Raw genomic sequence first — 16,546 nt, 5'->3', positions numbered from 1 at the left:
TTCCTTTTATTCAAAAATCAAAACCAACTTCGTTAAACAATCCAATAACATCAACTCCTGATTTACCGCATTTATTTGCACTAAATCTTGCTGGGTTTGTTGGAGGATTTGGTGTCCTTGCAGCAAGCCGTGAGCCGTAAGTTGTTGGCTAAATGGGATAATACCGTTTTGCAGATCTGGGTTGATCCAGCCTTGAGTGATGTTCATTTTAGCTTTGAGGGCATCATTAAAGAAACTTTCGAGCCATTCGAGTTGTTGCAAAACATCATCTTTTTCTTTGTCAAAGGCTTGGAAGAGCAGCACAACATCTCTGCTTTTATAGAAACGCCAGAAGGTTTGTAGGAATGTTTTACGCTTTAACAAGCGGTCATTTTCGAGAAAATTTTTGCAAATGAGCGGGCGAGAGCGGCAAATGCGGAGAGCAGTTTCTAGCTCGTTCATTGAGGTTGTAGGGAATTGCGATTGTAACCACTGCATTACTTCATCCGTTGGTGGAACATAAAGTACCCACGTTTGGCTGCGGCTTTGAATGGTGGCTAACACGCTAGATTGTAATGGAGCCTCCAGCAAGAAATAGACATTCTCACGCGGTTCTTCAAGAGTTTTGAGTAGAGCATTGCTGCTGGCTTCGGTTAAGCGATCTACTCCTCGGATATAAACAATGGTATTTCCACCCTGCTGTGAGAAATTTTGTAGATTACTGATCAGCTCTCGTACTTGATCAACACCAATATCTTTCCCTTCAATAGGCTCTAAAATATGGAAATCAGGGTGGTTTATGCTTTGTGTAAGTTGGCAACTTTTACATTGAGAGCAAGGCTCATTGCCCGTTTTTTCGGTGCAAAGTAACCACTTAGCTACTTTTTCAATTAAAGTATCTGTGCCAAGCCCGACATCGGTTTTAAACAGCAGGGCGTGGTGTCCGTATCCATTCAAAAACGAAGCGATGATTTGTTGATAAGTACTTTCAAGCCAAATGTACATTATTTCAGCCAATTTCTGATTGCTTGTTGAATATCTGTGGTAACTTTTTCAATGGGTTGCTCCGCATTGATAATAACCGCTTTATCATTATTTTGCGTAAGTTCTAAATAACGCTCACGGGTGCGATAGAAAAAATCTAAACTTTGTTGCTCAATTCTGTCTAGTTCGCCTCTGCCTCTAGCTCGTTCTAAGCCGATCACAGGATCAAGGTCGAGATAAATTGTTAAATCAGGCTCAAATGTGCCAAGCACCGATTCTTTTAAGGTTTCGAGTAATTTTCGATCCAGCTTACGTCCCCCACCTTGATAGGCTTGGGAAGACATATCGTGTCTGTCACCCAGCACCCATTTACCTTCAGTAAGTGCCGGCTTAATTACATTTTCCACTAGCTGAACACGGGCAGCGTAAAGCATTAATAATTCTGCTTTATCGGTTACAGGCTCTGCGCTTTCGTGTTTAATTAAATGACGAAGTTTTTCTGCAAGGGGAGTGCCGCCGGGTTCACGGGTCATTACAATATCTTTAATGCCAGCTTGTTCAAGTTCTCTTAGAATTACTTGATGAGCGGTGGTTTTACCCGCACCTTCTAAACCTTCAATTACAATAAATTTTCCACGCATAGATTTCTCGCTATTTCTGTTCGTTATTTTGATTATTTCTGCGTTTGCGTTCAATTTGAATCCACTCTTGCACGGCTTTATTATGCTCACTTAACGTTCGACTGAATTTGTGTCCGCCTGTGCCATCTGCTACAAAGTATAAGTATGGTGTGTTGTCAGGATTTGCCACTGCCTTGATAGAAGCCTCGCTTGGCATTGCAATTGGCGTTGGTGGTAAACCATCGATTTGATAAGTGTTATATGGCGTTACTTCTTCTAAATTTTTACGACGAATATTGCCATCGTAGCGGTCGCCCATCCCATAAATTACGGTTGGATCAGTCTGCAGACGCATTTTAATGCGTAGGCGGTTTATAAACACCGAAGCAATTTGAGGGCGTTCGCTTGCAATGCCAGTCTCTTTTTCAACAATAGAGGCGAGAATTAACATCTCATACGGATTTGCAAGCGGTAGATTTTCTGCTCTATTTTGCCAAGCCTGCTCTAATGCTGTTTTTTGTTTTTGATAAGCACGTTTGAGTAGGGCTAAATCAGTCGAGTTTGGTGTGTAGCTGTAAGTGTCCGGGGCAATCCAACCTTCCATTTTTTCGTGTGGAATGCCGAGTAATTCTGCGATCTCTTTTTCTGATTTATCTTTTAACGTTTGTTGCAAGTACTCCGCTTGAGAGAGCTGTTTACGCCAAACTTTGAATGTTTTACCTTCAATAAACTGCACATTCAGTTGAACTTCTTTCCCTGAACTTAAATGAGTGAATAAATCTTTTACTGTAGTTAAACCATTTAAGGAATAAGCTCCTGCTTTGAATTTGCTTAATTCTGGGTATAGTCGCATCAAATAAGGGAGGAGATCTGCATCATCGTGAGTAATAATGCCTTGTTCTTCTAATATTGTAGCTAATCTTGTGCTTGAAACGCCTCGCTCCAATACAAAAAGTTGGTCTGGTTGAGCGGTAATTTTATGCTCTGCTAAATTGTTCAGCTTCTGGTAGCCGTAAAATAATCCGCTACAGGCGATAACACCGGCTAAACCTAATGCAATAAGGATTTTTTTTAACATTGAAATTGAATAAATAGTTAAGGAAAAACGAGTTAAATTCTACTATAAAGCGGTCGTTTTTTCAGAAAAATTTGCAAATGTGATTTGAATAAATGGTGGGTCATGAAGGATTCGAACCTTCGACCAACGGATTAAAAGTCCGCTGCTCTACCGACTGAGCTAATGACCCAAGAGGGATTTTGAAATTTAATGGTGGGTCATGAAGGATTCGAACCTTCGACCAACGGATTAAAAGTCCGCTGCTCTACCGACTGAGCTAATGACCCAAAGAGGTGTTTTGAAGATTAAATGGTGGGTCATGAAGGATTCGAACCTTCGACCAACGGATTAAAAGTCCGCTGCTCTACCGACTGAGCTAATGACCCATAATCTTGCGTAACGAGGGCATATCATACGGATTTTTGAAAGTTTGGCAAGTTTTTTTTCTCTAAAAAATATTGAGTGTGTGGTTTATAAACAATTTTTCGGAAAATTAAGCAGTTTGATACAAAATACAAACGGGCTTTTATCTTTTTATGAAAATAAGCTATAATCACGCCGTTTATTTAACCATCAATTTTTAGAAGGAAACCAAAATGGGCTTAGAATTAGTTCCAGCTGGTAAAGAGTTACCAGATGATATTTATGTTGTTATTGAAATCCCAGCAAATTCAGATCCGATCAAATATGAAGTAGATAAGGAAACAGGTGCATTATTTGTTGACCGCTTTATGGCAACAGCAATGTTCTATCCAGCAAATTATGGTTATGTGAATAATACATTATCGTCTGATGGTGATCCGGTTGATGTATTAGTACCAACACCATACCCGCTACAACCAGGTTCAGTAATTCGTTGTCGCCCGGTGGGAGTGTTAAAAATGACCGATGAAGCAGGTGGTGATGCAAAAGTTGTTGCGGTTCCGCACACGAAGTTAAGCAAAGAATACGATCACATTAAAGATGTGGGCGATTTACCTGCGTTACTAAAAGCACAAATTCAACACTTCTTTGAAAGCTATAAAGCATTAGAAGCAGGTAAGTGGGTGAAGGTTGAAGGCTGGGGTGATGTAAACGAGGCCCGTCAAGAAATCTTAGAATCTTTTGAGCGTGCGAAGAAATAATTTCTTTATATTAAGAATGCCAAGCAACCTTGTTTGGCATTTTTTATAGGATATGAAAATGAAACTCATTAAAAAATTAGGTTATTCTGCATTTTTAGCAACAATGATTGTTGCTTGTGCTACAACGGAAAGCATTAATCAAGAAGCAGCTCAAAGCTATGCAAAAGTGAAAACTCAAGCTCGCCAACAAAATGCGATCGATACGTCATCGACTACGGCAAAACGTGTGCACGCAATATTTCATAAAATGAAATCTTACGCTGAACAAGAAAATGAAACGGGTGTGCCTTTCCATTGGGAAATTACCGTTTTAAGATCTGATGAACTCAATGCGTGGGCAATGCCGGGTGGTAAAATGGCATTTTACACAGGTTTAGTTGAAAGACTTGATTTATCTAATGATGAAATTGCAGTAGTGATGGGGCACGAGATGGCTCATGCTTTAAAAGAACATGGTAAGTCAGACCGTACTTTTAGTACTATTAGTGGTATTGTAGGAGTTATTGCCGATGCTGCAGTAACCGCTTCTACTGGTGTAAATACAGAAGGCTTATTAAGCACGGGTGTTGACTTAATTGCTACCAAGCCATTTTCTCGCAGCCAGGAGAATGAGGCAGATGAAGTGGGATTAATGTTGATGGCAAAATCAGGCTATAACCCATCTGCAGCACCAAATGTGTGGATTAAAATGAGTAAAGCGAATGGTGATTCAGGTTTATCTATTTTCTCTACACACCCTTCAAATGCAGATCGTCAAGAGAACTTAGCTCGGCTTGTTCCAGAAGCAATGAAGATTTATAAGGCTCGTAAGTAATTCACATTTTTATAATAGATGCAAGATAGATTGATAGAGGGCGTACCACTGTGTTCGCTCGTTTTATCTATAGGAAAGGCGAAAATAAATAGAAATATTATTTTATAGACAGAAAGATAAATTATGCTCATAAAGCGGGCGGCGAAAAGTATAGGTATCTCTTATAAAAGGATTAAATATTTTTAAAAAAGAGTTGGCAGGAATAAAAGATCTTCATTACCAACTATTTTTGCTCTCTATATGTCAATAAATTCTAACTTACTGAATCTAATAGTTTTTCTAGTAATTTACGATGAACCCCACCAAATGCTCCGTTGCTCATTATAAGAATATGATCGCCTGCTTTTGCCTCTTTAATGATTAAATCTACTAAATTATCAATATTATCTGAATAATAAGCCGGTTGTGATAACGCTTTTGTAATGATACTTACATTCCAAGGAATGGTATCTGGTTGGAAAACAAATACTGCTTGAGCATCGCACAAACTTGGGGCAATCTCATCTTTATGCACACCCATTTTCATTGTATTTGAGCGTGGTTCTAACACGGCTAAAATACGTTGATTACCCACTTTACCACGTAAAGCATCAATGGTGGCTTCAATTGCTGTTGGATGGTGGGCGAAATCATCATAAACAGTAATGCCGTTTACCTCACCTTTTACTTCTAAACGGCGGTTTGCATTTACAAATGATCCTAATGCTTCGCATGCACCCACAACATCTACTCCCGCGTGGTGAGCAGCAGCAATAGCCATTAATGCGTTGTACATATTATGTTTACCGATTACCGACCAGCGCACTTCACCTTTTTTAGCTCCTAAATGGTAAACCTCAAACTGTGAACAATCTGTTGTTAATGGCTTAGCAAACCATTCATTTTCTTCACCGATAAATTGCAACTCACTATAACTGCCCATTTTGATAGTTTGTTGTACATTTTCATCATCAAGAGCAGATAAAATACAACCGCTTTTGGGCATTGTGCGGATAAGATGGTGGAATTGGCGTTGAATGGCTTTTAAATCGTCAAAAATATCGGCGTGATCAAATTCCATATTATTGATGATTAACGTTTTTGGTGTGTAATGTACAAATTTAGAACGTTTGTCAAAGAAAGCTGAATCGTATTCGTCTGCTTCAATTACAAAGAATTTGCTATTGCCTGCACGGGCAGAAATACCGAAATTGCCCGCCACTCCGCCGATTAAAAAGCCGGTATCAATGCCGTTTTGGTCTAAAATCCACGCCAACATTCCTGTTGTAGTGGTTTTGCCGTGCGTGCCGGAAACAGCAAGTACCCATTTATCTTTTAATAAATGATCGTGTAGCCATTGCGGGCCAGATGTGTAATTAAGCTGATTATCTAGCACATATTCAACACAAGGATTACCACGGCTCATGGCATTGCCGATTACCACTAAATCTGGTGCAGGTTGAAGTTGAGAAACATCATAGTTCGGAATAATTTCAATACCGTGCGATTCTAAAAAAGTGCTCATTGGAGGGTAAACATTAGTGTCTGAACCTGTTACTTTGTAGCCAAGTTCACGGGCAATCATTGCAACACCACCCATAAAGGTGCCGCAAATGCCTAAGATGTGGATATGTTTTTTCATTACTTTTATTTTTTCAAAAATAAGCGGTCATATTCACATAATTTTTTGCAAATCGTTGATGAAATTTAACCGCTTGTAGATTAATCAATACCTTTTAGTTCTTCTTCAGAAAGCTGTTCTTGCTGACCAGCCTCTACCTTGCCATCTTTCACTTTGAATTCTAAGTTTTGGAAGTAAGCCTCACGGAAAGTAACATAAGGATCTTGTGCTTGTTCTAATAATGCATCTTGCTCTAACAATTTAGAACGGGTATCAATGCCTTGTACAACGTATTTCGCTACAGACCAAGGCGTACCCACATAAGTTAATACAGAATAGCCTGTTTCTACTGCACTACCAATACCCTGACGTGGTGTTGTTGCACCATAGGCGGGCATCATAATATAAGAACCTGAAGGAACACCATTTGCCCCTAAGCTTTCGCCTAAACTACGTTGTCCGTTTTCTAATCGTAAGCCATTGTCTAAGCTCGCCCAGTCAATTAAGCCCCCTAAACCGAATACGGTATTGATCCAGAAGCGGTTAAAGTGAACCATTGCTTTTTTGCCTTCACCTTCTAACAAACGGTTAATAAAACTCACTGGCTCATCAAGATTATTTACTACATTCACTAGACCTGTTTTGATTGGACTTGGAACGTACTCTTTCCAACCTGTTGCCACAGGTTTTAACACATAAGGATCTAAAAACTCGTAATTGACTTTCCACATCGCACGGTTAAAACCTTCTAGTGGATCATCACGCACACCAGTTTCTGGATTAATTTTTGAAGAGCAGGCAGTTAGAACTGCTACGCTTAGTACCACAAAAATCTGTTTAAATATTCTTAGTTTCATAAAATAAGCCTTTTAGAGATAAATTTTGCACATTGTAGCGAAGTTCGTTAAAAACACCAACAAAAAGCCGTTTTTGACTCTAGAAATCTAGACGTCTAGATTGTTATATGGTTCAGTTTTGATTACAATACAAACAAATTTTAAGGAGCAATAAAATGGCAGATTGGAACGGCGAATATATCAGTCCCTATGCAGAACATGGCAAAAAAAGCGAGCAAGTGAAAAAAGTCACAGTTTCAATTCCAATTAAAGTATTGGAAATTTTAACGAATGAGCGAACTCGTCGCCAAATCAAGAATCTTCGCCATGCAACAAATAGTGAGCTGTTATGTGAGGCATTTTTGCACGCATTCACAGGACAGCCTTTACCTAACGATGAAGATTTAATGAAAGATAGGGCAGATGAAATTCCTGAAGAAGCAAAACAAAAAATGCGAGAATTAGGCATTAATCCTGATGAATGGCAATACTAGAAAACCTCGCAGTTGCGAGGTTATTTTTTATGTTAAGGAGACAGAATGTATAAACAATTAGAAAAAGAGGCTCGTTGGGCAATATTGCTAACCTTACTTTATTTGCTTGGTTGGGTAGGATTTGCTTACTTTTCCCCTCAAGGCAGAGGGATTTTAGGTTTTCCGATTTGGTTTGAGCTTTCGTGTATTTTATTACCCGTGATTTTTACTTTAGTCGCTATTGTTGTAGTGAAAAAAGTCTATAAAAATATTGATTTAGAGGTGAATCATGAATAACGATATGCTCATTCCGCTGTTCGCCTACCTTCTTTTTGTGTTTGGCGTAGCATTCTATGCTTACAAGCAGAGGCAGGGAAGTAGCTTTATTTCAGAATACTACATTGGCGGGCGTTCAATGCCTGGGTTTGTATTAGCGATGACGACTGCAGCCACTTATGTTGGTGCAAGCTCCTTTATTGGTGGACCTGGTGCTGCTTATAAATATGGCTTAGGTTGGGTATTACTGGCGATGATTCAAGTACCAGCAGTGCTACTTTCTTTAGGAGCTTTAGGTAAAAAATTTGCTTTGCAAGCACGTAAACATAATAGTGTTACTGTAAATGATATGCTGTTAGCTCGTTATCAAAACAAATTTGTAGTCTGGATTTCGGGTTTTGCCTTACTTCTTTCTTTCTTTGCGATGATGTCTGTCCAATTTATTGGGGCAGGGCGTTTGCTTGAAACAACTTTAGGGATTTCTTATCAAACAGCAGTTATTATTTTTGCAATTACGGTTGGGCTTTATACCTTTGTTGGTGGTTTTAGAGCGGTAGTGCTTACTGACACTATTCAAGGTTTAGTAATGATAGTGGGGACCACAATTCTGCTCGGTGGTATTCTCTATGCTACTGACGGAGTAGAAAATGCAATGAATACGCTTGAAGAAATTAATCCTCAGCTTACAACTCCTTATGGCATTGATGAGCGTCCGCTTGATTTTACCTTTATGGCTTCATTCTGGGTATTAGTTTGTTTTGGTTTGATTGGCTTACCTCATATTGCGGTAAGAAGTATGGCGTATAAAGATAGCAAAGCATTACACAGGGCAATGATTATTGGCACAGTGGTTATCTCAATTTTGATGCTAGGAATGCACTTATCAGGTGTTTTAGGCAGAGCCATTGTGCCTGATTTAAATATACCGGATCAAGTGATTCCAACATTAATGATTCAAGTACTCTCTCCCGTAGTTGCAGGCATTTTCTTAGCGGCACCTATGGCGGCAATTATGTCATCTATTGATTCAATGTTAATTCAATCTTCCTCAACATTAATTAAAGATCTTTATTTAGCCATTAAGCCAAATGCTATTAATAATGAGAAAAAAATTAAATGTTTCTCAACTATTACTACATTGAGTTTTACCATCTTGCTTGTATTTGCAGCATTAAATCCTCCCGATATGTTGATTTGGCTAAATTTACTCTCACTAGGTGGCTTAGAGGCGACATTCCTTTGGGTAATAGTGCTAGGGCTATACTGGAAAAAAGCAAATGCCGCAGGGGCAATTTGCTCAATGCTTGCTGGCTTAATAAGTTATGTAATCATAACTACTTTTAAAATATCTATTTGGGGTTTCCATGCAATTGTGCCCTCACTGGTTATTGGCCTGATAGCTTTTATTATTGGCAATCAGTTTGGTAAGAAAACTCAAATTAGCTAAAAAGAGTCCTAAAAGCGTTTTATGAGCTATTTCATTAAATCATCTTTCTAGTAAAATATACCAAAATTTTGTATATCTTCTGAATTTTACTTTGGCTAAGGTTGTTCAATCGGCCAAAGTATGAAACAATTCTGAATATTCTAGAATTTCATGAAATTAGGTGGTCGAGTGATCGATTTCGATGGCTACCGCCCAAATGTTGGAATCGTAATCTGTAATAAGCACGGACAAGTTCTGTGGGCAAAACGGTTTGGTCAAAACTCTTGGCAATTTCCGCAAGGTGGCATTAACGAGGGGGAAAACATTGAAACAGCAATGTACCGTGAGCTTTATGAAGAAGTTGGCTTGAGCAAAAAAGATGTGCGATTGCTTTGGGCGTCTAAATATTGGCTGAAATATAAACTGCCAAAACGCTTGGTACGCAATGAGGGATCTGGTCCTGTTTGTATTGGGCAGAAACAGCGTTGGTTTTTATTACAACTTATTAGTGATGAAAATCTAATTAATCTAAAAACCACAAAAAATCCGGAATTTGACGGCTGGCGATGGGTGAGTTTTTGGTATCCTGTTCGTCAGGTCGTTTCTTTTAAACGAGATGTTTATCGCAAAGCAATGAAAGAGTTTGCACAGGTTCTACAGAATAATATGCAAAAAAATTCTGAAGATAGACCGATTGACAACTCTCGTACCGAGCGTACTGAAAATGTTTCTCACACGTCTAAAAAATCCTTTCAGGACTCAGCCAAATCTTATAAGAAAGAAAATCGTAAACCTTATCGAGGTTGGTATCAACATAACCAAAAAGGAAAATAATAATGACTATTTTATTAAGCTGTCTTTTTTTAGGGGTATTTGTTGGCTTTTTAGCAGGATTATTCGGCATTGGGGGCGGTTTAATTATCGTCCCAAGCTTGGTCTTTTTACTACCAATGGCGGGCATACCGCCTGAATATATAATGTCCACCGCATTAGGCACATCATTCTCCACTATCATTATTACCGCATTTTCATCCGCCCAACGCCATCATAAGTTAGGAAATGTTGATGTACAAACCAGTAAATCATTTATTCCAGCATTAATGATCTCGGTATTTCTATCAGGCTTAGTAGTAAGTAAACTCGATCCGCAAATTATGTCTAAAATCTTTGCAGTAATGGTGTTATATTTGGCTGGAAAAATGCTTTTTACCTTGAAAAGAGCCCCGAAAAATAAACCTCTTACCTTACATACTACACTTGTGGGTGGTGGTGTGATTGGAACATTATCTAGTATGGCAGGCATCGCAGGAGGGGCATTTATTGTGCCGTTTTTAAGCGATCGTGGTTTAGATATTAAAAGGGCCATCGGTACATCTTCATTTTGTGGGGCATTTTTAGGCTTATCTGGCACAATCAGCTTTATTGTGAGCGGTTGGGGCTTAGAAGGAATGCCTGATTACTCGTTAGGCTATGTTTACTTACCTGCACTCATCGGTATTACCGCTACTTCATTTTTTACCTCAAAAATGGGAGCAAGTGCCGCGAACGCATTACCAGTTCCGATGCTAAAAAAAGCCTTTGCCCTGCTGCTTGTGGCTATCGCCATTAATATGTTTTTAAAATAAGGAAGCTATGAACGAACAATTTATTCAATTTCCACAAATCAGCCCTATCGTCTTTGAAATTGGTCCGATTGCCTTACGTTGGTATGGTTTAATGTATTTAGCCGGTTTCGCCTTTGCTTACTGGTTAGGAATGAGAAGAGCCAAAAATTCTAACGGCGTATGGGCAACCGAACAAGTCGATAACTTAATCTACACCGGCTTTTGGGGAGTTGTATTAGGCGGTCGAATCGGTGATGTATTTTTTTACAGCTTCGATCGTTTTCTTGCCGATCCACTCTACCTTTTCCGCATTTGGGAAGGGGGAATGTCGTTTCACGGTGGCTTAATTGGGGTGATTGTAGCGATGATCTGGGTTTCCTATCGCCAAAAACGTAGTTTCTGGCAAACGGCTGATTTTATCGCACCGCTTGTACCATTCGGGCTAGGCATGGGGCGTATCGGCAATTTCATTAATGATGAACTTTGGGGCCGTGTAACAGATGTGCCTTGGGCGGTACTCTTCCCAAGTGGTGGTTACTTACCCCGCCACCCATCACAGCTCTACGAAGCCTTTTTAGAAGGTGTGGTGTTGCTGTTGATCCTCAACTGGTTTATCAAAAAGCCCCGTCCAACAGGCTCTGTGGCAGGATTATTTTTAATTGGCTATGGTACATTCCGCTTTATTGTAGAATACTTCCGAGAAATCGACCCTAACGTAAACACGACTGCTGATTTAATCACGCGTGGGCAACTGCTCTCTTTACCGATGATTATCGGCGGAATTTTGATTATGGTGTGGGCGTATAAAGTAAACAAAATGAAATAATGACAAGCGGTCGAAAATGGCAAAAAATTTGCATAAAACGACCGCTTATGTTTTTTAAGGAGATACAATGAAAAAATACAAAGTAATTGGTTTCGACTTAGACGGAACGCTAATTAACACCCTTCCTGACTTAACTCTAGTGGCAAATGCAATGTTTTTAGAAGCTGGTTTGCCAACGGTTACACAAGAAAAAGTGCTAACTTGGATCGGCAAAGGGGCGGACATTTTCTTCCAAAATGCCATTGCTCACACAGGTAAAATTTTCCAAGCCGATGAATTGGTCAAAATGCGAGTGAGCTTTGATAAATACTACGCCACCTATGTTTGCGAAGAAAGTTCGCTCTTCCCCAATGTAAAAGAAACTTTAGAAGCACTCAAAGCTAAAGGCTATCCACTTGTTGTGATTACAAACAAACCCACCAAGTTGGTTGAGCCGGTGCTTTCTGCTTTTGGTATTCGCCACCTCTTTGATGAAACCTTAGGTGGGCAATCGCTTCCTAAAATTAAACCACACCCAGATCCAATGTTCTTTATTTGCGAAAAATTCGATATTACCCCACAAGAGTTGCTTTTCGTGGGTGACTCTGAAAATGATATTATCGCTTCCAAAGCAGCGGGTTGTGATGTAGTCGGTTTAACTTATGGTTACAACTACAATGTGCCGATTGAACAATCAGAACCGACTTTTGTAACATCAGAATTTAAAGACGTGTTGAAAATTGTAGGCGAATAGGGTGACAAGCGGTATAATTTCCACAATTTTTTGCAATTAAAACGAGAAGATAAAATGACCAAACCTATTGTATTTAGTGGCGTACAGCCGTCTGGGGAATTAACCATTGGGAACTACCTTGGAGCGTTACGCAACTGGGTAAAAATGCAAGATGATTATGATTGCGTGTATTGTATTGTCGATCAACACGCTATTACTGTGCGACAAGATCCGGAAGCGTTACGTAAATCAACCTTAGATGTGTTAGCGTTATATTTAGCTTGTGGCATTGATCCGAATAAAAGCACAATTTTTATTCAATCACACGTCCCTGAACACGCTCAGCTAGCGTGGGTGCTGAACTGCTACACCTACTTCGGCGAAATGAACCGTATGACCCAATTCAAAGATAAATCCGCTCGTTACGAAGAAAACGTGAACGTGGGATTATTTACCTACCCAGTGCTAATGGCGGCGGATATTCTGCTTTATCAAGCCAACCAAGTGCCGGTGGGCGATGACCAAAAACAGCATTTAGAAATTACCCGTGATATTGCCAACCGTTTCAATGCCTTATATGGCAAAAAAGATGCTGAGGGCAATGTGATTGAACCGGTGTTTGCCGTACCGGAAGTCTTTATTGCGAAGTCTGGGGCGAGAGTAATGTCGCTCCTTGAGCCGACTAAAAAAATGTCAAAATCAGACGATAACCGCAACAACGTGATCGGCCTGTTGGAGGAACCGAAGGCGGTGGCGAAGAAAATCAAACGTGCGATGACCGATGGCGATGAACCGCCAGTGGTGCGTTATGATGTACAAAACAAAGCCGGCGTGTCGAACTTACTCGATATTCTGTCCGCCATCACCGGAAAAACCATTGCGGAGTTGGAAGTCGAATTTGAAGGCAAAATGTACGGGCACCTCAAAACCGAAGTGGCGGATAAGGTTTCCGAACTTTTAACTAATCTACAAGAACGCTACCACCACTACCGCCAAGACGAAGCCTTACTTGAAAAAATCTACCGTGAAGGGGCTGATAAAGCTCGTGCGAGAGCGAGAGCGACTTTAGATAAGGTATATGAATTAGTCGGTTTTGTGCGTTATTAATTGATATGATGAAGCTAATGTCTTCTGTAATTTAAATAGAAGCAAGTATTAAAGCAGGCACAATGTGCCTACTTTTTTACTCTCTTAGATATCAATGTAAGTTATTGATTTTTCATAAGATTATTCTTTAGAGTTTGTTAGTGTTCTACTGAGTATTACTAGAATAAACCGATTGATATAAACATATTAATTACGATAAAAAGCAAGACATTTTTAAACTAAGTATGGCATAATTCAAGCTATTCATAAAAAGTGAAGTCAAGGGAGGCATCTTTGTGAATATCCGAGATTTAGAATACCTCATTGCATTGGCAGATCATAAACACTTTCGCAGAGCAGCAGAATCTTGTAATGTGAGCCAGCCTACATTAAGTGGTCAAATCCGTAAACTAGAAGATGACTTAGGCACCATTTTACTTGAGCGAACAAGTCGTAAAGTGTTATTTACGCAAGCAGGTTTAACGCTAGTTGAGCAGGCAAAAGTGGTACTGCGCGAAGTAAAAATATTAAAAGAAATGGCAAGTAATCAAGGTAAAGAAATGTCTGGACCACTTCATGTTGGTATTATTCCAACCTTAGGCCCTTATATTTCACCTATTATCATTCCCGCATTAAAAGAAAAATTCAAACACTTAGAACTCTATATCTACGAATTACAGACTAGTCAGCTTTTAGATCAACTTGAGTCGGGGCAATTAGACTGCGGCATTATTTCATTTGTAAAAGAGAGCGAATCGTTCATCGAAGTGCCTATTTTTGATGAAGAGATGCACTTAGCTATCTCAGAACAACATGAATGGGCGTGCTTAGACAAAATAGGTATTTCACTACTAAGTGGTCGTGAGTTACTATTCCTTGATGGTGGCCACTGTTTAAGGACAAATACCTTAGATTACTGTTTATCTGTAGGAGCAAAAGAAAACCCACATTTTAAAGCAAGTAACCTTGAAACATTACGTAATATGGTTGCAGCAAATGTAGGAATGGCGCTCATTCCACAATTAGCAGCTAAAGAGACAATAGGTATTAAATATCTTCATTTTGAAGAGCCGAAACCATTCCGCGCTATCGGTATGGTTTACCGTCCTGGTTCACCTCTACGTGTACGCTATGAGCGTTTAGCTCAAGAGGTGACTAAGATTATGAAATCTGAGGTGAAAAATGGCTAATGGCGTAAGTGTTCGTGCCATTCAAAAAGAAAAAACACGCCGAGCGTTAGTGGAAGCAGCATTTAACCAGCTCAGCCCCGAAAAAAGCTTTTCTAATTTAAGTTTAAGAGAGGTTGCCAGGGAGGCGGGTGTTGCACCAACCTCTTTTTACCGACATTTCAAAGATATGGATGAATTAGGCTTAGCAATGGTTGATGAATCTGGCCTGCTACTTCGTCAGCTTATGCGACAAGCGCGTAAACGTATTGCTAATGGCGGAAGTGTTGTTGTTGTTTCAGTTGAAACCTTCTTTGAACTGATTACAGATCGCCCTAACGTATTTCGGCTGCTACTACGTGAAAGCTCAGGTACGTCATTGGCGTTCAGAACAGCAGCCTCAAGAGAAATTCAGCATTTCGTTGCAGAGTTAACTGACTACATTATGAGTAATGATGAACCATGCAACCGCAAAATTGCTTATATCCAAGCGGAAGGTCTGGTCACTCTTGTTTTTACCGCGGGTTCACATGCATTAGATATGAACAATCAAGAACGAGAGTTGCTCAAACAAAGAGTTATTATGCAACTTAGAATGTTAATTAGAGGCTCTGCGTATTACATGAAGCAGTCTACATGTGAAAGCTTATAGAGCAGGGCAGAAAGCTTGCCCTGTTCATAGTAAGTGAAATTGCAAATTTCATCAGAAAAATAACCGCTTGCAAAATACCAATAAAACAAATTCCCTTGTTTTTCTACTTTTGATACCTATTGTTGATATCTATTGTCCGTTAATGTTTTTAAAAATGCCTCTAATGCTAAAATATCTTCATCACTTAATGGTTTAGCTTTTAATTTATTATGTGCAATGGTGGGAGCAAATTCCGGTTTTTGCCAAGGTTTACCTGTTTCAGGGTTAATTATACGTGCGGGATTATTATAACTATCTAAAAATAACAGAACTGTTTTCAACTCTTTAAATACACCATTATGCATATAAGGTGCAGTCATCTCCACATTACGCAAAGTAGGCGTTTTAAATTTTCCTTTTTGGTTTTCATCTCTGTTTACATTAGGGTTTTCATATAAGCCTAAATCTATAAAATCCTCAGTAAATCCATTTACTTCTATTAATTTTGGATTACTTGGTACACCCAAATTATAATAGCGATAATTACTAAAAGTTTCTTCTTTATGCATAGAATGGTTTTGAAGTTGATGACAACTGCTGCAATTTGTCTGGCTTTTATCGAAAAACAGTATTCTACCTTTTTCTTCTAATTCGTTTAATTGTACTTTTTTATTCAGAAATAAATCATATTTTGAATCAAAAGGTGCAAGCAGTTTTTTCTTTGTTTGGAAGGTGGCGATCGCATCTTCCATTGCGGCATACACACCTTCATAACTATCCCAAACCGCCTCGCCGTAAAATTGGGTAAAAAATTGCTGATACATCGGCAGGCTATACAATCGCTTTGCCACTTCTAATTTGCTTGGCATTGCCATTTCATTTGGGTCTAGTGGTGGCATTCCAGCTTGTTCGGTAAGGTTTTTTGCTCGCCCATCCCAAAATTGTCCACCAACATATTCTTGGTTTTTTTCATCAAAATGGAAATCAGGGGCATATTTAGCGTAAAGCATGGTTGGGGAATTTCGTTTGCCATATTTGTTAGGGGTGTCACCTTGAGAAACCACTCCATTGGCTGGAGTGATCCTGTCATCAATAAAGGCTTTATCTGGGTTATGGCAGCTAGCGCAATTTAAACCACCGCCGTGAGAAAGCATTTTATCGAAAAACAGAATTTGCCCAAGTAGAGCTTTATCCATACCTCGGGTCGGCATTGTACGAGGTTCTTTCTCAAGAGAAAAACTGGTTTGAGCTATCAACAGTAACCCGAAAACAAGAGCGAAGGGTTTTAGCATAAGATTGTTCCATCAATGTACATATTGGTATTTTAAAATG

The 16,546-nt window shown here is 39.4% G+C and carries 17 protein-coding genes, 3 tRNA genes and 1 pseudogene; 12 read left to right on the top strand and 9 right to left on the bottom strand.

What is annotated here, in order from left to right; genetic code table 11:
• Positions 1–6 precede the first annotated feature (6 nt).
• The 6 genes from A6B40_RS05460 to A6B40_RS05435 all read right to left on the bottom strand — a co-directional run bounded on the left by A6B40_RS05460 (position 7) and on the right by A6B40_RS05435 (position 3,026).
• The gene (locus A6B40_RS05460) at positions 7–984 is read right to left on the bottom strand and encodes a DNA polymerase III subunit delta' (protein WP_176671790.1); all 978 of its coding nucleotides are present in this window, start codon (positions 982–984) and stop codon (positions 7–9) included.
• Complete coding sequence (gene tmk, locus A6B40_RS05455) at positions 984–1,604, bottom strand: dTMP kinase (RefSeq protein WP_176671789.1); 621 nt, start codon at positions 1,602–1,604, stop codon at positions 984–986. The genes A6B40_RS05460 and tmk overlap by 1 nt, the downstream gene beginning before the upstream one ends.
• A 10-nt stretch (positions 1,605–1,614) precedes the next feature.
• Positions 1,615–2,661, bottom strand: a complete 1,047-nt coding sequence (mltG, locus tag A6B40_RS05450) for an endolytic transglycosylase MltG (RefSeq protein WP_025342117.1) — start codon at positions 2,659–2,661, stop codon at positions 1,615–1,617.
• A gap of 93 nt (positions 2,662–2,754) precedes the next feature.
• Positions 2,755–2,830 (bottom strand) — tRNA-Lys (locus tag A6B40_RS05445).
• 21 nt (positions 2,831–2,851) lie between these two features.
• A tRNA-Lys gene (locus A6B40_RS05440) sits at positions 2,852–2,927 on the bottom strand.
• A 23-nt stretch (positions 2,928–2,950) separates the two neighbouring features.
• Positions 2,951–3,026: transfer RNA gene (locus tag A6B40_RS05435), tRNA-Lys, on the bottom strand.
• 210 nt (positions 3,027–3,236) lie between these two features.
• Here A6B40_RS05435 and ppa point away from each other — a divergent pair.
• On the top strand, positions 3,237–3,764 hold the full coding sequence (gene ppa, locus A6B40_RS05430; RefSeq protein ID WP_006248512.1) for an inorganic diphosphatase: 528 nt from the start codon (positions 3,237–3,239) through the stop codon (positions 3,762–3,764).
• A 58-nt stretch (positions 3,765–3,822) separates the two neighbouring features.
• Positions 3,823–4,578, top strand: a complete 756-nt coding sequence (locus A6B40_RS05425) for a M48 family metallopeptidase (RefSeq protein WP_025218124.1) — start codon at positions 3,823–3,825, stop codon at positions 4,576–4,578.
• Positions 4,579–4,831: 253 nt separating this feature from the next.
• Here the strand turns inward: A6B40_RS05425 and mpl are convergent, their stop codons facing one another.
• Together mpl and A6B40_RS05415 are read right to left on the bottom strand one after the other, a co-directional pair.
• Positions 4,832–6,199 carry a UDP-N-acetylmuramate:L-alanyl-gamma-D-glutamyl-meso-diaminopimelate ligase gene (mpl, locus tag A6B40_RS05420; protein ID WP_176671788.1) on the bottom strand — a complete coding sequence of 456 codons (1,368 nt, stop codon included), beginning with the start codon at positions 6,197–6,199 and terminating at the stop codon, positions 4,832–4,834.
• 80 nt (positions 6,200–6,279) lie between these two features.
• Positions 6,280–7,035: an MlaA family lipoprotein gene (locus A6B40_RS05415; RefSeq protein WP_025218122.1), complete on the bottom strand. Its 756-nt coding sequence runs from the start codon at positions 7,033–7,035 to the stop codon at positions 6,280–6,282.
• A 155-nt stretch (positions 7,036–7,190) separates the two neighbouring features.
• On the opposite strand from A6B40_RS05415, the gene metJ reads away from it, so the two are divergent.
• From metJ to fabR, 10 genes and pseudogenes are all read left to right on the top strand, one after another.
• A complete protein-coding gene (metJ, locus tag A6B40_RS05410; RefSeq protein WP_025218121.1) occupies positions 7,191–7,508 on the top strand; it encodes a met regulon transcriptional regulator MetJ in 318 nt (105 codons plus the stop codon).
• Positions 7,509–7,553: 45 nt separating this feature from the next.
• A complete protein-coding gene (locus A6B40_RS05405) occupies positions 7,554–7,784 on the top strand; it encodes a YhdT family protein (protein WP_025218120.1) in 231 nt (76 codons plus the stop codon).
• Positions 7,777–9,210, top strand: a complete 1,434-nt coding sequence (panF, locus tag A6B40_RS05400) for a sodium/pantothenate symporter (RefSeq protein WP_176671787.1) — start codon at positions 7,777–7,779, stop codon at positions 9,208–9,210. Before A6B40_RS05405 ends, panF begins: the two co-directional genes overlap by 8 nt.
• A gap of 168 nt (positions 9,211–9,378) precedes the next feature.
• A pseudogene (gene rppH, locus A6B40_RS05395) lies at positions 9,379–9,850 on the top strand (RNA pyrophosphohydrolase); the annotation flags it as partial.
• A gap of 175 nt (positions 9,851–10,025) precedes the next feature.
• Positions 10,026–10,814, top strand: a complete 789-nt coding sequence (locus A6B40_RS05390) for a sulfite exporter TauE/SafE family protein (RefSeq protein ID WP_081733973.1) — start codon at positions 10,026–10,028, stop codon at positions 10,812–10,814.
• Between the two features lie 7 nt (positions 10,815–10,821).
• On the top strand, positions 10,822–11,619 hold the full coding sequence (gene lgt / locus A6B40_RS05385; RefSeq protein ID WP_176671786.1) for a prolipoprotein diacylglyceryl transferase: 798 nt from the start codon (positions 10,822–10,824) through the stop codon (positions 11,617–11,619).
• 67 nt (positions 11,620–11,686) lie between these two features.
• Complete coding sequence (locus A6B40_RS05380) at positions 11,687–12,352, top strand: phosphoglycolate phosphatase (RefSeq protein WP_025342122.1); 666 nt, start codon at positions 11,687–11,689, stop codon at positions 12,350–12,352.
• 54 nt (positions 12,353–12,406) lie between these two features.
• Positions 12,407–13,438, top strand: a complete 1,032-nt coding sequence (trpS, locus tag A6B40_RS05375) for a tryptophan--tRNA ligase (RefSeq protein WP_176671785.1) — start codon at positions 12,407–12,409, stop codon at positions 13,436–13,438.
• Positions 13,439–13,713: 275 nt separating this feature from the next.
• Positions 13,714–14,607 carry a DNA-binding transcriptional regulator OxyR gene (gene oxyR, locus A6B40_RS05370; RefSeq protein WP_176671784.1) on the top strand — a complete coding sequence of 298 codons (894 nt, stop codon included), beginning with the start codon at positions 13,714–13,716 and terminating at the stop codon, positions 14,605–14,607.
• Positions 14,600–15,235, top strand: coding sequence for an HTH-type transcriptional repressor FabR (gene fabR, locus A6B40_RS05365; protein WP_025218112.1), 636 nt, complete (start codon positions 14,600–14,602; stop codon positions 15,233–15,235). Before oxyR ends, fabR begins: the two co-directional genes overlap by 8 nt.
• A 116-nt stretch (positions 15,236–15,351) precedes the next feature.
• Here the strand turns inward: fabR and A6B40_RS05360 are convergent, their stop codons facing one another.
• The gene (locus A6B40_RS05360) at positions 15,352–16,506 is read right to left on the bottom strand and encodes a cytochrome-c peroxidase (RefSeq protein ID WP_176671783.1); all 1,155 of its coding nucleotides are present in this window, start codon (positions 16,504–16,506) and stop codon (positions 15,352–15,354) included.
• Positions 16,507–16,546 lie beyond the last annotated feature (40 nt).

This window comes from Mannheimia varigena (genome assembly GCF_013377235.1).
Taxonomy (GTDB): Bacteria; Pseudomonadota; Gammaproteobacteria; order Enterobacterales; family Pasteurellaceae; genus Mannheimia; species Mannheimia varigena.
This window is presented reverse-complemented; position numbering and strand designations above follow the sequence as displayed.

Bases quoted from the DNA above. Each gene is read 5' to 3' on its own strand.
- A6B40_RS05460 (WP_176671790.1), bottom strand. From the start codon at position 984: ATGTACATTTGGCTTGAAAGTACTTATCAACAAATCATCGCTTCGTTT.
- tmk (WP_176671789.1), bottom strand. From the start codon at position 1,604: ATGCGTGGAAAATTTATTGTAATTGAAGGTTTAGAAGGTGCGGGTAAA.
- mltG (WP_025342117.1), bottom strand. From the start codon at position 2,661: ATGTTAAAAAAAATCCTTATTGCATTAGGTTTAGCCGGTGTTATCGCC.
- ppa (WP_006248512.1), top strand. From the start codon at position 3,237: ATGGGCTTAGAATTAGTTCCAGCTGGTAAAGAGTTACCAGATGATATT.
- A6B40_RS05425 (WP_025218124.1), top strand. From the start codon at position 3,823: ATGAAACTCATTAAAAAATTAGGTTATTCTGCATTTTTAGCAACAATG.
- mpl (WP_176671788.1), bottom strand. From the start codon at position 6,199: ATGAAAAAACATATCCACATCTTAGGCATTTGCGGCACCTTTATGGGT.
- A6B40_RS05415 (WP_025218122.1), bottom strand. From the start codon at position 7,035: ATGAAACTAAGAATATTTAAACAGATTTTTGTGGTACTAAGCGTAGCA.
- metJ (WP_025218121.1), top strand. From the start codon at position 7,191: ATGGCAGATTGGAACGGCGAATATATCAGTCCCTATGCAGAACATGGC.
- A6B40_RS05405 (WP_025218120.1), top strand. From the start codon at position 7,554: ATGTATAAACAATTAGAAAAAGAGGCTCGTTGGGCAATATTGCTAACC.
- panF (WP_176671787.1), top strand. From the start codon at position 7,777: ATGAATAACGATATGCTCATTCCGCTGTTCGCCTACCTTCTTTTTGTG.
- A6B40_RS05390 (WP_081733973.1), top strand. From the start codon at position 10,026: ATGACTATTTTATTAAGCTGTCTTTTTTTAGGGGTATTTGTTGGCTTT.
- lgt (WP_176671786.1), top strand. From the start codon at position 10,822: ATGAACGAACAATTTATTCAATTTCCACAAATCAGCCCTATCGTCTTT.
- A6B40_RS05380 (WP_025342122.1), top strand. From the start codon at position 11,687: ATGAAAAAATACAAAGTAATTGGTTTCGACTTAGACGGAACGCTAATT.
- trpS (WP_176671785.1), top strand. From the start codon at position 12,407: ATGACCAAACCTATTGTATTTAGTGGCGTACAGCCGTCTGGGGAATTA.
- fabR (WP_025218112.1), top strand. From the start codon at position 14,600: ATGGCTAATGGCGTAAGTGTTCGTGCCATTCAAAAAGAAAAAACACGC.
- A6B40_RS05360 (WP_176671783.1), bottom strand. From the start codon at position 16,506: ATGCTAAAACCCTTCGCTCTTGTTTTCGGGTTACTGTTGATAGCTCAA.